Below are 15021 nucleotides of genomic sequence, written 5' to 3' on the forward strand. Positions count from 1 at the left end.
ATTGATTTTAAAAATCCCAAAGGCCTTACTCTAGCCGCGGGATATAAAGTGAACATGACCGTTGACGCTTCGGGCGGATACGATTTTGCCAACATAGATGACATAAGAAGCACTGACCCTCTTGAGCCGGATGATGAAGGAACCGTATACGATGCGGCTCATCCTGTTGCCGGAGACCTTAAAGTAACATCAGGCACAGTTACGTTAAGCGGCACCAACGTTAGCGGAAATATTACGGTAAATGCAGCAAAAATAATTATCAAATCGCATAATGGGATGAAGACAACTGTGGGCAAAGGACTGAAAGCGCAAAACGGAGCTCAGATAGTTTTCTACAATTCGGTAATACAGGGAACGGCAGTAGTAAATAACAGCCAGTCGTTAAGCGCATTAAATGGTAATATGAACAGCACAGTTGTTGCGAATAATAATACCAGCAGCGTTTCAATTAACGGAGTTACAATTGATGATAGTTTGGTAGCAACCAATAATGCTTCTGTATCGGTTACTAACTGTAATATAAATGGGGATCTTATTCTTCAGCATAATACCACTTGCTCTTCCCCTCCGGGAAGCAATACTGTAGCATACGAAAACAACGGCTGTCAGCCATAATTTTCTCTTTTCTGAAAACCTAAACCCCGCGCATAATAGTATGTGCGGGGTTTTTTGTTTCTTTGCTTTCTCTTTCTTTCAAAAATGCCTTGCAGATTTTATATCCGTATTTTTTTTCTCGCAGTAGTATTGCTGCACGAAATCAACATTGGTTTTTCTCATAACAACGAAATTGATTCGCTGAAAAAAATTATTTCGCTTGCTAAATCAGATACTGTCAAAGCAACAGCGCTGAACACGCTTGCTTCGGAATTGCGCAAAAGCAATCCCGACTCTGCATTTATCTGCGCTTCGCAAGCGCTGGAACTCGCGCAAAAAGCGAACGCTGAAAAAATAGTTGCGGATATAAATAATATAATTGGGCTGATAAAAAGTGATCAAAGCAAATACGATGAAGCGCTGGAATATTATAAGAAAGCGGAAAGTTTTTTTCTAACTACCGCGAATAAAAAAGGATTGAATACCGCATATGAAAATATAGGAGTGAGTTATTTTTCAAAGGGAAATTACCCGAAGGCGTTGGAATACGCTTTCAAAGGATTAACCATTCGTGAAGAACTTCGCGACACCGCCAACATCACATCCAGTTATCTTAATATAGGAAATGTATATTATTTCCAGGGAAGTTTTGACAAGGCGCTGGAATACTATTTGAAGGGAATTGCATTGTGTGAAAAGACGCATAGAAAAGATGACATTACAACCGGCTTACTCGGAAACATCGGAAGCATTTATTATGCAAAAAAAGAGTACGATAAAACACTTGATTATTATTTCAAATCACTGGCGATAAACAAAGAAATGGCATATCCGTCAGGCATCGCAACCGATTACAGCAATATAGGCACTGTTTATTTTGAACAGAAAAAATTTCCGCTGGCGGAAGAAAATCTTATTAACGGATTAAAACTTTTTGAAGAATTGGGCAACAAAAGTTTTACAGCCGCCACCTTGCTGAGCATTTCTGATTTATATAAAGAGCAGGGAAAATTTGCGCAGGCAGAAGAGGCGCTGAAAAAATCTCAAACGCTTTCCGAAGAAGCAGGCGACAGAGAGAATTTAAAAGAGACCTACAAAAAACTTTCATTATTGTATGATACCACAAAGCAATATAAACTTGCTTTTGATTATCATAAACTCTACAGCGATATAAAAGACACCTTGCTGAATCAGGATAAAAGCAAAGAGATTGGCCACCTTGAAGCAAAATCAGAATATGACAAACAGCAAGCTATTGCCGAAGCGGAACACAACGCGGAAACCAAACGACAAAAAATAATTACCACTGCCGTAAGCATCGGATTATTTTTAGTGTTGGTGTTGGCAGTTTTTATTTTCCGCAGTTACCGGCAAAAACAAAAAGCAAATGTTTTGCTCGGAGAAAAAAACACCCTCATTGAAGAGCAGAAAAAAATAGTGGAAGAAAAAAATAAAGACATCACCGACAGCATCAACTACGCAAAGCGAATTCAGGAAGCCATTCTTCCTGCCAAGGAAATTAAATACCGGATTTTTCCCGATGCATTCGTACTCTTTCAGCCCCGCGATATTGTGAGCGGTGATTTTTACTGGTTCGCTGAAAAAAAAGGGCGCAATCTCATTGCTGCCGTTGACTGCACCGGTCACGGAGTTCCGGGCGCATTCATGAGTATGATAGGCAACGCTTTTCTGAATGAGATTGTGAATGAGCGTGGAATCACGCAGCCCGGAGAAATTCTGAATCAACTCCGCGCCATGGTCATCAAATCGCTTAAGCAATCTGAAGATGGAAGCGACAGCAAAGACGGAATGGACATTGCCATCTGCTCTTTCAATTTTGATTTTTCAGAAGTGGAATTTGCAGGCGCAAACAATCCGCTCTGGCTCATCCGAAACGGAGGAGCAGAGGAATTTCCGGGCGACAAACAACCCATCGGCATTCACGGAGCGGAAGCAAAGCCCTTCACCAATCACAGCGTGCAACTCAGCAAAGGCGATGCAGTGTATATTTTCACCGATGGTTTTGCCGACCAGTTTGGCGGACCCAAGGGAAAAAAATTCAAGTACAAACAAATGCAGAATCTTTTAGTGTCGCTTCAGGATAAAAAAATGCTTCAGCAGGAAGATGTTCTTCTGAAAACAATAAATGACTGGAAGGGAAATTATTCACAGGTGGATGATGTCTTAGTAATAGGTATTAGGGTTTAGTAATAAGTTATAGGAAATCCCGATGCGGCTTCCATCGGGATGGATGATGTGTTGGTGATAGGAGTGCGCGCCTGAATGGTAATAATTATTTTACATTTGCCTTTCATTCGTACTTTCGTATTAATTCGTATTCGCAGATGCCTCCCTATAAAGAAAAAGAACCGCAGAAAATGTTTTACTCCATCGGAGAGGTGGCTCGCATGTTCAAACTGGCGCCTTCGCACATTCGTTTCTGGGAATCACAATTTACTGTTCTCAAACCCAAGCGGAATAAAAAAGGCAACCGCCTCTTTACAAAGGAAGACCTAGATAATTTTCACACCATTTACCACCTGGTGAAAGAGCGCGGCTTCACACTGGAAGGCGCCAAGCAAAAACTCAAGCGCGATAAAAAAGAAGTGGAAGAATCCATTGAGATTGTAAAATCGCTGAAGAAGATCAAAGGGTTTTTGGTGGAGATGAAGGAGTCGCTCTGATTATTTTATTTTTTCAAACTCGCCCGCTTCTCTGTTTTTACGCAATCTTAATAATGATATTTGCAAGCAATCACCACAATTGCATCATTCGTTACTTTGTAAACAAGGCGGTGTTCTTTGGTAATTCTTCTGCTCCAATGCCCAGCGAGTTCATATTTTAGCGGTTCAGGTTTTCCTATTCCGGCATATGGATTTTTTTGGATGTCCTCAATGAGTTGCTCTATTCGTGTGTAAATTTTCTTGTCATGTTTTTTCCATTCTTCAAGTTGAGAATTGGCAAGTGTCGTAAATTCTACATCCCTCATTTCTTTTTTCCTTTCCCAATGTTAACAGAAACGAGTTCGCCTTTTTCTGCCTGGCTGATAGAATGCATCAGCATCTTGCGGTTGGCTTCGCACTGTAAAAGATATTCGGTTTCATCCATTTCTTCTTCCACAATAATGGAAATTCTTTTCTTCTTAAACATAGAGCGAATACTTTTCAAAAAACTTTCGTCCAGTTCATCTGCCTTTATGTGAATTTCTGTATACATGATTTCTGTTTTATCAAAGGTACGAATAATTGATTTAACTTATTTTGCAGGATTCTCCCGCAGAATTTTATTCAATGGGATGAATAGTCTGAAACTCGCCCGCTTCTCGGTTTTTACGCACGTTATCCCATGTAAAATATTTTCCATTCATGGCAATGTAAACACCTGCGGGAAGCGTTTGCACAAAAGCGAGCGCGCTTCCCAAATTAAAAAGCCCGTCTGATGTTCCGAAGGCATACGGAATCATGGCGCCTGTGAGCACGATTGTTTTTCCATTTACTTTTTGCGCAAGAACTTTTGCGGTTTCGGTCATTGTATCGGTGCCGTGCGTGATGAGAATTTTATTGTGAGGCGTATCCAAACAATTTTTTGCAATGACTTCTCTTTCTTCGGAAGTAATTTCCAAACTATCTTTCATGAAGAGCGTGGTAATATCCACTTCCACTTTTGAACGCCCGAGGGCAAGCACTTCTTTCATGTGGGTTTTTTTGAAAGAAAGCGTGCCGTCAATTTCGTTATACTCTTTGTCAAATGTTCCGCCTGTGACGAAAATTTTAATGGACATATAATTTATTTATTTCGGAAGTGATTTATTGATTCGGCCATTTATCAGGATGCTGTGATGTGTGAAGCACAGCAAGAATTGCAACTGTTTTATGCGAATCGTTAATTGTAAAATGAATCATGAAAGGAAACTGCCTCAGCGGAAGCGTATGAACATTTTTATAGCGTTTGAAGAAATGCGGATTGTTTTGAAGAACTTTTTTTGATTCGCGGACTCGTAATAGAAACTGGCTTCCTAATCCTTTCTTCTGTTTATTATACCATAAAGCGGCAAGTTTCAAATCCTGTTTTGCTTCAGGTAAAATAACAACAGAAAATTTCATAGTTCCTTTTCAATATCATCTATCGCTTTATCAAAGTCAATCACCTCTTTGGGATTTGCCTTAAAGGAATTCATACGTTGCTGGAGTACTGCAATATGCCAATCGGGAATTGGCGCTTGTGTTGTTTTAGGCGCTTTGATATTCACATACGCCAAACTTTTTAAAAACTCTATCAGCGTGCTTGCCTTGTTTATATCGTTTACTTCAAGCGTAATTTTCATTGGAAATTTGTTTTGATTTATTCTACAAAGATACTTATCTTAAATGGAACTTGCTCCAAGAAAGACAATCGGATTTTCCAAAAGTGTTTTTAATGTTTGAAGAAAGTCAGCGCCCGTTGCTCCGTCCACCACACGATGGTCGCAGGAGAGAGTTACTTTCATCATCGCGCCAGCAACAATTTTCCCATCTTTCACCACAGGCGTTTCTTTGATTCCGCCAACTGCGAGAATGCAGGCATCGGGCGGATTGATGATGGCAGTAAATTCTTCTATGCCGAACATTCCGAGATTGGAAATGGTGAATGTGTTTCCTTCCCAATCCTTCGGCTGAAGTTTTTTCTCTTTGGCTTTTCCTGCAAGGTCTTTTACTTCACCGGCAATCTGTGAAAGTGTTTTTGTATCGGCAAAACGGATAACGGGAACAAGCAATCCTTCTTCCACCGCCACCGCAACTCCGATGTGAATATGATTGTTGTAACGGATTTTTTCTCCGAGCCACGATGAATTTACTTTCGGGTGTTCACGCAAAGCAGCGGCAGTTGCTTTAATCACCAAATCATTGTAGGAAATTTTTACAGATGAAACTGCATTGATTGTCTCGCGGATTTTAATTAACTCTTCGGAATTAATTTCCATCGTGAGATAGAAATGCGGAGAAGTGAATTTACTTTCTGCCAAACGCTTCGCAATGGTTTTGCGCATCTGCGAAACTTCTTCTTCGGTATAACTTTCCTTCTGCGTTTTTCCGTTGGAAGGCGCGGCAGCGAAATGCAAATAATCTTCTATATCTCTTTTGGTAACTCTGCCATCATCTCCGCTTCCTGCTATATGAGAAAGTTTCAGATTTTTTTCACGCGCGAGTTTTTTTGCAAGCGGAGATGCTTTGATGGATGATTCGGAAACATATGTTGAAGGTCTTTCAACCGGTTCTCTTTGTATTTCCTTCTGACTTCTGACTTCTGACTTCTGACTTTCTTTCTTCGGTTCTGCTTTTTTTACTTCCGGTTTTTTTTCTTCTTTGCCAGCTGCCGACTGCTTACTGCCAACTTTTTTCTTTTCTTCTTCAATAATTTTAGAAACATCTTCTCCTTCCTTTCCAATAATCGCTAGAATAGAATCTACAGGCGCAGATTTTTTATCAGGCGTTCCGATATAAAGCAACGTACCGTCATAAAAACTTTCAAACTCCATCGTAGCTTTATCGGAATCTATCTCCGCAAGAATTTCCCCCGACTTTACTTTGTCTCCGACTTTCTTCAGCCATTTCGAAACGGTTCCTTCCGTCATCGTGTCGCTGAGTTTGGGCATCCTCACAATTTCCGCCATGGTAGTTTTTTTATGTTTTTATCGCGATGCTAATATACTAATGCGTGCGAATGATACTAATTTAACAGCCAATACTAATTCGTATCATTTGTAATATTCGTTTCATTAGTATCCATTTGTATATTGGCATCGGTTAACTAATCTTTAATATATGGGTAATCAGTTTGTACATAAACATCTTTGTAAATCTCACTCGGGTCGGGAAACGGAGATTCTTCCGCAAACTTAATGCTTTCATCCACCAGCGATTTTATTTTTGCTTCCATCGTTTCCACTCCTTTGTCATCTATCCATTTATTTTCTTTCATTGTGGCAAGTACTTGTTCAATCGGGTCTGACTTTTTATATTCTTCCACTTCTTCTTTCGTGCGGTAAGTTCCCGGGTCACTCATCGAATGTCCGCGGTAGCGATAGGTTTTTATTTCAAGAAGCGTGGGACCATTTCCTTTGCGCGCATTTTCCACAGCGGAAGAAACTGCATCGTGAACCGTTTCACATTTCATTCCATCCGCCTGAAAAGAAGGCATATTATAGGAAGAACCGATTTTATATAAATCATGTACGTTGGAAGTACGTTCAACAGAAGTTCCCATAGCATAATTATTATTTTCGATAATAAAAATCACAGGAAGTTTCCATGTCATTGCCATGTTGAATGTTTCGTGAAGCGCGCCTTGACGAACTGCACCATCGCCCATCAAACACAAAGTGATTCTATCGTTACCATTATATTTATCCGCGAAAGCAATTCCGGCACCGAGCGGAATCTGCGCGCCCACAATTCCATGCCCGCCAAAAAAATTATACTCTTTGGAAAACATGTGCATCGAACCGCCTTTGCCTTTTGAAACTCCGGTTGTCTTTCCAAAAAGTTCTGCCATCACAAATTTTGGATGCACTCCGCGCACAATCGGATGTGCGTGGTCGCGGTAAGCGGAAATTATTCTATCGGTTTTTTTAATCGCGGTTTCACTTCCTGCGGCAATCGCTTCCTGTCCAATATATAAATGACAAAACCCGCGAATCTTTTGCTGAATGTACAATTGCCCCGCGCGCTCTTCAAACCTGCGCATCAAAAGCATATGCTCATACCACCAGAAATAAGTTTCCTTCGGAAATTTAATTTGTACGGATTTTTTTTCTTTTACTGTCGGCATAATAAAAACGAATATACAAAAATCAGGAATTTCGTTTCCTGGTAACGAATCATTTTACAAATTTTACGAATAATTGCCTTTATTCTGATTTGTAATATTCGTTACTGAATTCGTTTCTTCGTTACCAGAATAATTACCTTTTTCTTTTGAGAATAGAAGCAACAAATGCAAGAGGAAGCAGGTGAGAAATTTCTTGAGCAATCAGGATTTTATTTTTTTCTTTCTGTATGATAATTCTCACAGGAGATTTTTGTTTCGTTTCATATTCCAGAATCGCCTGCCTGCACGCACCGCAGGGAACATGAGTGATTGCAATTGCTTTTATTTTTTCATTCGGATACTGGGAAGAAGAAAAAAACAATGCCACCCGTTCCGCGCAAAGCCCCGATGGATAAGCCGCATTCTCCTGGTTGTTGCCGGAAATTATTTTCCCATTCTCGAGAAGAACTGCTGAACCGACTTTGAATTTTGAATAAGGTGCGTAAGCATTCACTGCAGATTTTTTTGCTTCAGATAAAAGTTTTTTATCGGAAGAAGAAAGTTCTTTTTCTGAACATTCATGAATTTCGCTATGGAGATTTATTTTTTTCATTGTTTGGTTTTGCGAATATACGAAGAACAAAACTTGGTTTTGTTTTAGTATTTTTGATGCTATGAATCGGCTGTTACTTTTGAATTTTGAATTTTTACTTTTGAATTTCACTTTCTGCCATGCGCAGAATCCGGGAGATAATATTTTCAACTCCTCTTCCATTCACACTATTAATATAGTTATGAACGAAAAAAACTGGTGGGATTCGCTTACTTATTATTACAGCAATGGCGCAACACAATTCATGCTCGCTTCCGTTACGTTCGACAGTATTCAACTTGATACAGTTGGAATTCGCCTAAAAGGAAATTCAAGTTACGGTCATCCGGGCGCAAAGAAGCCCATCAAAATTGATTTCAACAGATACAGGGCAAATCAAAATATTGACGCGCTCACAAAAATAAATTTGAACAATGGTTTTCTTGACCCTTCGATGATGCGCGAAAAACTTTTTCTCGATATTCTGAAGAACGAAGGATTGCCTGCTCCGCGCTGCACCTATGCGAAAGTTTCTTACAACGGAAATTATGTCGGGCTTTATAAAATCATAGAAGAAGTGGACAAAACTTTTTTGAAAACTCATTTCGGAAACAAGGATGGAAATCTTTTCAAAGGAGACCCGAATGGAACGCTCGAACAAAAAGGATCTTCCGCAGATGCCTATTACAATGACTACGAACTGAAAACCAACACCACAAAAAATGATTGGAGCGATTTGGTAAACTTCATTCAACTCGTGAACGCTGACCAGCAAACTTTTTCTTCGCAAATAAAAAATTTCTTTGAAGTTTCTTCCTATATAAAATCGTGGGCGGCAAATAATTTATTCGTGAATCTTGATGCTTATTTTTACAATGCACACAACTATTATCTCTACGATAATTCTTCTACAAAAAAATTTGACTGGCTCACCTGGGATGTAAGCACCGTGTTCGGAGTTTTTCCTCTTTGGTCGGAAGAAAAAGTTCAGAATCTTGATTTGCTTTACATTCCGAAGAGCGAAGATAAAAAACCGCTGAGCAAAAATTTACTGAACAACGATGATTTCCGCTATGAATATTTAACGGCTGTCTGCAACCTGCTCTATAATGAATTCACACCTCAAAAATTATTTCCGAAGATTGACAGCATTTCAAACCGAATCCGCGATGCAATTTATGCAGAGCCCGATTCTAACCGGATGTATTCAAACGAACATTTCGAAAATAATATTGGATATGGAACAGTGAGCACAGGTTTTTTCTGGGGAGATATTCCCGGGCTGAAAGCATTTATCACGCAGCGCAGGCAGGAAGTGATTGTTCAACTTTGCGACAAGGGCTGGAGTTGCGCCACAAATTCTTTGAGCGAAGAAGGTGTGATTGCTATTTATCCGAATCCCTCCTATATAAGTGTAACACTGAATTTCGATTTGGTGGAAGACGATGCACCTGTGCACTACTCTATCGTTGATATGGCAGGAAGAGAAGTTTTATCCGAAACAATTGTTCTGCCGCGCGGAGAAAATTCGCATAACGTAAATATTGAAAAACTTCCTGCAGGAATTTATATTCTGAAAGTGGCGAACAGTTGCAAAAAATTTAACAGGAAACTTGTTATTGTGAAATAATTTCCCTTTGCTACGAACATTCGCCCGTTAATAACTCTGCCCTCGCTGCCTTGAATCACAAGCGCGCTGTAGTTACGTTTGTATTTCAAATCAAACAAACTAACTATGAATTGTCCAGTTTGCAAAACACTCGTTGAGGAAAACGCAAGCATGTGTCCTCACTGCCAGTCCGACCTTGAAATTTACCAACTCATCATCAAATCAAACCAGCAGCGGCAAACGCAGCGCAAAATAATTTCTGCGCTCGGAATTTTTGCCGCGGTAACTGCCATCGGCTGGGCATCGTCCGGAATTTTCTCGAAAGGAAATTCCGAAACTTCTCCGGCAGTTGTCGAAGAAGTTTGTCCGGATGTTCCTCTGCTGGGAGAAACTCGCCCGAAGCCGAGCGATTCAATCATGATGGATGAACTCTGCAAGGAAAATGATGCGCTGAAAGCAGAGAATGCTTCGCTGGCAGCGAAAATAAATTCGCCTGCCAACGCGGTGAAAAAAATGGCAGCAAAAAAAGTTGCGAAAAAAAGAAGGCATCATAAAAAATCCAAATAAAAAAATTTCCTATGGATAAATTCATCCAAACCGCGCGCGAATATGCAGCTGCTGCAAGCAAAGCAGTGAAGCAATATGCAATTTCTACTTATAATAAGGTAGAGGCAAGCGTTAAAAAAGTTTTGTCTTCGCAGGATAAAACAAATCCGTTTGATGTGATTGCGCAAAAAACAATTTTGCTGCAGAACGAATTGGTTTCGCTGAGAAAAGAAACCACTTCGCAGAAAGAAAACATTGAACTGTTCCATACGGAAATTGCAGCGCATAAAGAAGAAATTTCTTCGCTCGAAGAAAAACGCGCGGAACTGAATTCCGAAATTGAATTTCAGAAATCGGAACTTGTTTCGCTGAAAGGAACTATTGACGGGCTTGAACGCGAAGCGGAAAACAAGAGCAAAGAAATTTATTCCCTCAAAGGAAAAATTAGTTCGCTTGAGAAAGAAAAATCATCTTTGAAATCAGATATTGAACTCGGCAAAAAGCAAATTGAATCGCTGAAGGAAGTGATTGACAAAAAAGAAAAATCCATTGACGATATTACTGCGGAAAACATTTCGCTCGTGAAAAAGATTTCCGAACTTGAATCTTCCGAGGGAACTCTGAAAATAAATCTCGACTCGGAACAAAAACAACTTGCCGAACTGAAGGATGCTGGCAAAACGCAGGAAAAAACAATTAACAAGCTTACTTCCGAAAATTCTTCGCTGATGAAAAAAGTGAACGAACTCAGTTCGCTGAAAACAGAAATAGAATCCATCCGGAAAGAATCTGCTGTGCTGAAAGATATTCTGGACAAGCGCGAGCAAACCGTTCAGAAACTCACCACCGATAATTCCACGCTCGCGAAAAAAGTGGCCGAACTCGAAATGGCTTCCGATAAATTCAAATCGGAACTTTCACAGTCGAAAGAAAATATTCTGAAACTTGAAAAAGAGAAAAAGAAAATTGAAACCGATAACGGAAAACTCCAGACCAAACTTGAAAAATCAACCGATGAACTTGCTTCGCTGAAAAAACAACGCGCAGATTTATTCAAACAGCAATCAGAACCTCAGGTGGAAACTGAGACACAGGCAGAAGAATCATCCGAGCCATCTTCGGAAGGGGAAACTGCCTGAACCCCTTCTGGCATATTTCTTTAATCTCTATTAAACCAAATTTGCTTTCCGCAAGGGAAGCATAGTTTGGTTTATATTTGTCTTTTCAATTTTTTCACAATGTCAAAAATTAAAGTTGCTATAAACGGTTTCGGCAGAATTGGCAGAACTTTTTGCCGCACTGCACTATTGAAAAAGAATATTGAAATTATTGCCATCAATGATTTGACCGACAGCAAAACGCTGGCGCATCTTTTAAAATACGATTCCATTCACGGAAGATTTCCGGGAGAAATTCAATCAGGAGAAAATTTTATTTCGATAAACGGAAATAAAATAAAAATCCTCGCGGAGAAAGAACCTGAAAAACTTCCATGGGAATATTTGAATATTGATGTGGTGATTGAATCAACAGGAAGATTTCTTACTACAGAAGAGGCGGGCAAACATTTACAGGCAGGCGCGAAAAAAGTAATTCTCTCCGCTCCTCCGAAAAAAGGCGACATAAAAAGTATTGTGCTCGGAGTGAATGACCACACGCTTTCGAATGACGATAAAATAATTTCCAATGCATCGTGCACCACTAATTGCGCGGCTCCTATGATAAAAGTGCTCGATGAAAACTGGGGAGTGGAAGATGCTTACATTTCCACCGTACATTCTTACACCAGCGACCAGCGCCTGCAGGATTCTCCTCATAAGGATTTGCGCAGGGCGCGCGCGGCAGCCATGAGCATTATTCCAACTTCCACCGGAGCGGCAAAAGCAATTACAAAAATTTTTCCTCACCTTGAAGGAAAAGCAGGCGGCTGCGGAATCCGTGTTCCTGTTGCGGACGGTTCGCTCACCGATATTTCCTGCATTCTTCAAAAAGATGCAACTGCAAAAGAAATTAATGCGGCATTTAAAAAAGCATCGGAAGAATCTCTGAAAGGAATTCTGCAATATACCGAAGAGCCGATTGTTTCGATTGATGTGGTTGGAAATCCTTATTCGTGCGTGTTTGACGCGGAGTTTACTTCTGTTGTGGGAAGAATGGTGAAAGTAATTGGGTGGTATGACAATGAGTTTGGCTATTCTACACGCCTTGCCGAACTGGTGGAAAGAGCTGCCGCACTTTAATTTTTTCTTATATACTTTTCGATTTCAACAGGAATCTGATTTTTATTTTTAAAAACTAATTCGGCAAACTTTTTTGTGTTCACAGCATCGTTCAGCTTGTAATAACAAATCATCAGGTTACGCAAAACATCTCCATCATCGGGATTAGTTTCAAATGCTTTCATCAGGTAGTTTACAGCTTCTGAAATTTTTCCTTCATTAAAATAGGAAATCGCCATCCACTTCAGCGCAAGAACACTTTTAGGATTTGAATGAAGCGCTTGCGATAAATATTTTTTTGCTTCTTCGTTTTTTCCTTTGCCCGTGTAAATCACTCCAAGGTTTGTAAGTGCAAATTCATTTGCAGAATTTATTTTCAATGCATGGTTATACCAAATGATTGCATTCAATGTATCGTGCAGAAAATTCCAATACGCATCGCCAATGCTCACCGCTGCTTCAATGGAAGATGAATCAATCTCCAATGTTTTCTTGAACCAAATAATTGCTTCATCGGGATTATTTAAATTCTTCAGATAGATTTCTGCAATTTTTCCGGTGGTCTGAATATCTTTTGGCTCGTACTGAAAACTTTTTTTCAACGCACCAACCGCCTCTGCATATTTTTCATCCTTCAGCAAAAGTTTAGCATAGCCGTTATAAGCAACCACCGATTGAGGAGAAGAACTCAATGCCTTGTCGTAAAATGTGTGGGGATTATTGAAAGTCCGGCTATGAGAAAAAGTTATTCCAAAAAATAAAATCAGAAGCAAAGCAAAACTATATTTCTGAAATGGCAAGTTCAGATTTATTTCTTTCAGATTTATAAGTTCAATCACCATGATTAAAACTCCAATCAGCGGAAGATAAAGCCGGTGTTCAAAGGCGAAGAAATGTGCCTGCGGATTTTGCTGAATGAGCGTTGGAAAAAGAAACACGCTAAACCACAGCACTCCGAAAATTGCCATAGCGGTAATTCGTTTTCTGAAAACGAAAAAGAAAATTAATCCAATAAAAATTATTCCGCCTAAAATAATCTGGGCATCTTCCCGCGATGGAATCGGACTTAAACGATAAGGTAAAAATATTTTTTCTAAATATTCAAAAACCAAAAGCCCGTTTGCCTTTACTGAGCCGGTGAGAGAATCAAAAATGTTTCCGTACATAGGAGGAAGTGCGTGTTTTCGAAAAAGAAAATAAATTGTTGCCGCAAAAAAACAACCCGCAGAAGAAAGCAGCAATAATCGTTTAGATTTATTTTTATTCAGAAAGAAAAGATAAAAAATAAAAATCAGAATGAGCATGACGGAAACTTCTTTTGAAAAAAGCGCAAATAAAAAAGCAAAGAAGTGAATTAAAAAATATTTCGGGTTGAATTTAGGTTCGGAAATTAATTTTATAAAACAGATTATTGAAACGAGCGAAAATATTGTTACCATCTGGTCGCCAATTCCGGCAATCCATGCAACGCTTTGCACTAAAACAGGATGAACGGAATAAATTATCGTGAACACAAGTGAAACGGAAGAATGAAATTTTAATTCTTTCAGAAAAATAAAAAGAGCAAAGCATGCGAGAATGTGAAATGATAATCCGAAGCAATGATAAATCCACGGCTGCCCGCTTGCAATAGTGTTGCAGATTGCATAGAGAACATTTTGCAGCGGGCGGTAAAAAATATCGTACTGCTGCGAAGTATCGCCCATCACCCAGAAAACTGAGTGATTAAAAAATTCCGGAATGTTTGAAAATTTCAGCGCATCCTTCGCGAGAAGAACAAAACCATGGTCGTCAAAATAAACTAAACCGAAAGTAAGAATCTGCGCATAGAGCAAAATGCAGGTGAGAAAAATAATTTTGAAAGGATGAGTGAAGAACCAGTTTTGATTTATAACTGATGGCTGACGACTGATGACTGATGACTTTTTTTTAGTCACGATAATACTTTAACTCTAAATTTTTTCCGTCAAACACCGCGTAAGAAAAATGCATAATCCACTCGCCTAAATTTATGTATTGTGATTTTTCCGAAAGTTTGAAATCAATCGGGATATGCCTGTGCCCGAAAATAAAATAATCGAAATGTTCTTTCTTCAGAATTTTTTTTGCGTAAATCACCAGCCACTCTTCTTCTCCGTGAAAATGCAAATCTTCCGTTGCAATGCGGCTTTTACCTGACCAATATTCTGCTATGCGGATTCCAAGATTAGGATGAATGCGCGCAAACAGCCATTGGCAAACTTTGCTTGCAAAAACTTTTTTGATGAATTTATATCCTGCATCGGCAGGACCCAATCCATCACCATGACCAAGAAAAAATTTCTTCCCGCCTATTTCTCTTGTGACCGGCTCGCGATAAATTGTTACTCCGATTTCTTTTTCCAGATAGCCGAACACCCACATGTCGTGATTGCCGGTGAAGTAATGAAGTTTTATTCCCATATCACTGAGTTCCGCAAGTTTTCCAAGCAGGCGAACATACCCTTTCGGAACTGCTTTTCCATATTCAAACCAAAAATCAAAAACATCTCCAAGCAGATAAATTTCTTTTGCATCTTTTTTTATTGAATCGAGAAAGCGGACAATTTTTTTTTCGCGCTCTAAACTATTTTCGTAATCAGGCGCACCCAGATGAAAATCAGAAAGAAAATATATCATTGTGTGAATCTTCGAAA

Annotated in this window: 17 protein-coding genes; 7 read left to right on the forward strand and 10 right to left on the reverse strand. The window is 39.5% G+C overall.

The window, feature by feature from the left end; genetic code table 11:
- From HY063_06440 to HY063_06450, 3 genes are all read left to right on the forward strand, one after another.
- The coding region (locus HY063_06440) for a hypothetical protein (protein MBI3501416.1) at window positions 1-615 on the forward strand (615 nt) is incomplete at its 5' end.
- Window positions 616-699: 84 nt separating this feature from the next.
- A complete protein-coding gene (locus HY063_06445) occupies window positions 700-2802 on the forward strand; it encodes a tetratricopeptide repeat protein (GenBank protein ID MBI3501417.1) in 2103 nt (700 codons plus the stop codon).
- Between the two features lie 137 nt (window positions 2803-2939).
- Entirely contained in the window at window positions 2940-3278 is a 339-nt protein-coding gene (locus HY063_06450; protein ID MBI3501418.1) for a MerR family transcriptional regulator, read from the forward strand.
- A 47-nt stretch (window positions 3279-3325) separates the two neighbouring features.
- Here HY063_06450 and HY063_06455 read toward each other — a convergent pair whose 3' ends face one another.
- The 8 genes from HY063_06455 to HY063_06490 form a co-directional block, all read right to left on the reverse strand.
- Window positions 3326-3583, reverse strand: a complete 258-nt coding sequence (locus HY063_06455; protein ID MBI3501419.1) for a Txe/YoeB family addiction module toxin — start codon at window positions 3581-3583, stop codon at window positions 3326-3328.
- Window positions 3580-3810: a hypothetical protein gene (locus HY063_06460; protein ID MBI3501420.1), complete on the reverse strand. Its 231-nt coding sequence runs from the start codon at window positions 3808-3810 to the stop codon at window positions 3580-3582. Before HY063_06460 ends, HY063_06455 begins: the two co-directional genes overlap by 4 nt.
- 67 nt (window positions 3811-3877) lie before the next feature.
- Entirely contained in the window at window positions 3878-4375 is a 498-nt protein-coding gene (locus HY063_06465; GenBank protein MBI3501421.1) for an asparaginase, read from the reverse strand.
- A 25-nt stretch (window positions 4376-4400) separates the two neighbouring features.
- Window positions 4401-4697, reverse strand: a complete 297-nt coding sequence (locus HY063_06470) for a type II toxin-antitoxin system RelE/ParE family toxin (GenBank protein ID MBI3501422.1) — start codon at window positions 4695-4697, stop codon at window positions 4401-4403.
- Entirely contained in the window at window positions 4694-4918 is a 225-nt protein-coding gene (locus tag HY063_06475) for an addiction module protein (protein MBI3501423.1), read from the reverse strand. The genes HY063_06470 and HY063_06475 overlap by 4 nt, the downstream gene beginning before the upstream one ends.
- Before the next feature lie 39 nt (window positions 4919-4957).
- A complete protein-coding gene (locus tag HY063_06480) occupies window positions 4958-6244 on the reverse strand; it encodes a pyruvate dehydrogenase complex dihydrolipoamide acetyltransferase (protein ID MBI3501424.1) in 1287 nt (428 codons plus the stop codon).
- A 137-nt stretch (window positions 6245-6381) separates the two neighbouring features.
- Window positions 6382-7401 (reverse strand): pyruvate dehydrogenase (acetyl-transferring) E1 component subunit alpha, encoded by a 1020-nt coding sequence (gene pdhA, locus HY063_06485; GenBank protein MBI3501425.1) that lies wholly within the window; start codon window positions 7399-7401, stop codon window positions 6382-6384.
- Between the two features lie 133 nt (window positions 7402-7534).
- Window positions 7535-8155, reverse strand: coding sequence for a cytidine deaminase (locus tag HY063_06490; protein MBI3501426.1), 621 nt, complete (start codon window positions 8153-8155; stop codon window positions 7535-7537).
- 19 nt (window positions 8156-8174) lie between these two features.
- Between HY063_06490 and HY063_06495 the strand changes: the two genes are divergently transcribed.
- The 4 genes from HY063_06495 to gap all read left to right on the forward strand — a co-directional run bounded on the left by HY063_06495 (window position 8175) and on the right by gap (window position 12367).
- Window positions 8175-9602: a CotH kinase family protein gene (locus HY063_06495; protein ID MBI3501427.1), complete on the forward strand. Its 1428-nt coding sequence runs from the start codon at window positions 8175-8177 to the stop codon at window positions 9600-9602.
- 105 nt (window positions 9603-9707) lie between these two features.
- A complete protein-coding gene (locus HY063_06500) occupies window positions 9708-10148 on the forward strand; it encodes a hypothetical protein (GenBank protein ID MBI3501428.1) in 441 nt (146 codons plus the stop codon).
- Between the two features lie 11 nt (window positions 10149-10159).
- Window positions 10160-11266 carry a hypothetical protein gene (locus tag HY063_06505; protein MBI3501429.1) on the forward strand — a complete coding sequence of 369 codons (1107 nt, stop codon included), beginning with the start codon at window positions 10160-10162 and terminating at the stop codon, window positions 11264-11266.
- A 99-nt stretch (window positions 11267-11365) separates the two neighbouring features.
- Window positions 11366-12367: a type I glyceraldehyde-3-phosphate dehydrogenase gene (gap, locus tag HY063_06510; protein MBI3501430.1), complete on the forward strand. Its 1002-nt coding sequence runs from the start codon at window positions 11366-11368 to the stop codon at window positions 12365-12367.
- On the opposite strand, the gene HY063_06515 is transcribed toward gap, so the two are convergent.
- Window positions 12364-14283 carry a tetratricopeptide repeat protein gene (locus tag HY063_06515; protein MBI3501431.1) on the reverse strand — a complete coding sequence of 640 codons (1920 nt, stop codon included), beginning with the start codon at window positions 14281-14283 and terminating at the stop codon, window positions 12364-12366. The genes gap and HY063_06515 overlap by 4 nt on opposite strands.
- On the reverse strand, window positions 14276-15004 hold the full coding sequence (locus tag HY063_06520; protein ID MBI3501432.1) for a UDP-2,3-diacylglucosamine diphosphatase: 729 nt from the start codon (window positions 15002-15004) through the stop codon (window positions 14276-14278). Before HY063_06520 ends, HY063_06515 begins: the two co-directional genes overlap by 8 nt.
- Window positions 15005-15021 lie beyond the last annotated feature (17 nt).

Source organism: Bacteroidota bacterium (assembly GCA_016195025.1).
Taxonomy (GTDB): domain Bacteria; phylum Bacteroidota; class Bacteroidia; order Palsa-948; family Palsa-948; genus Palsa-948.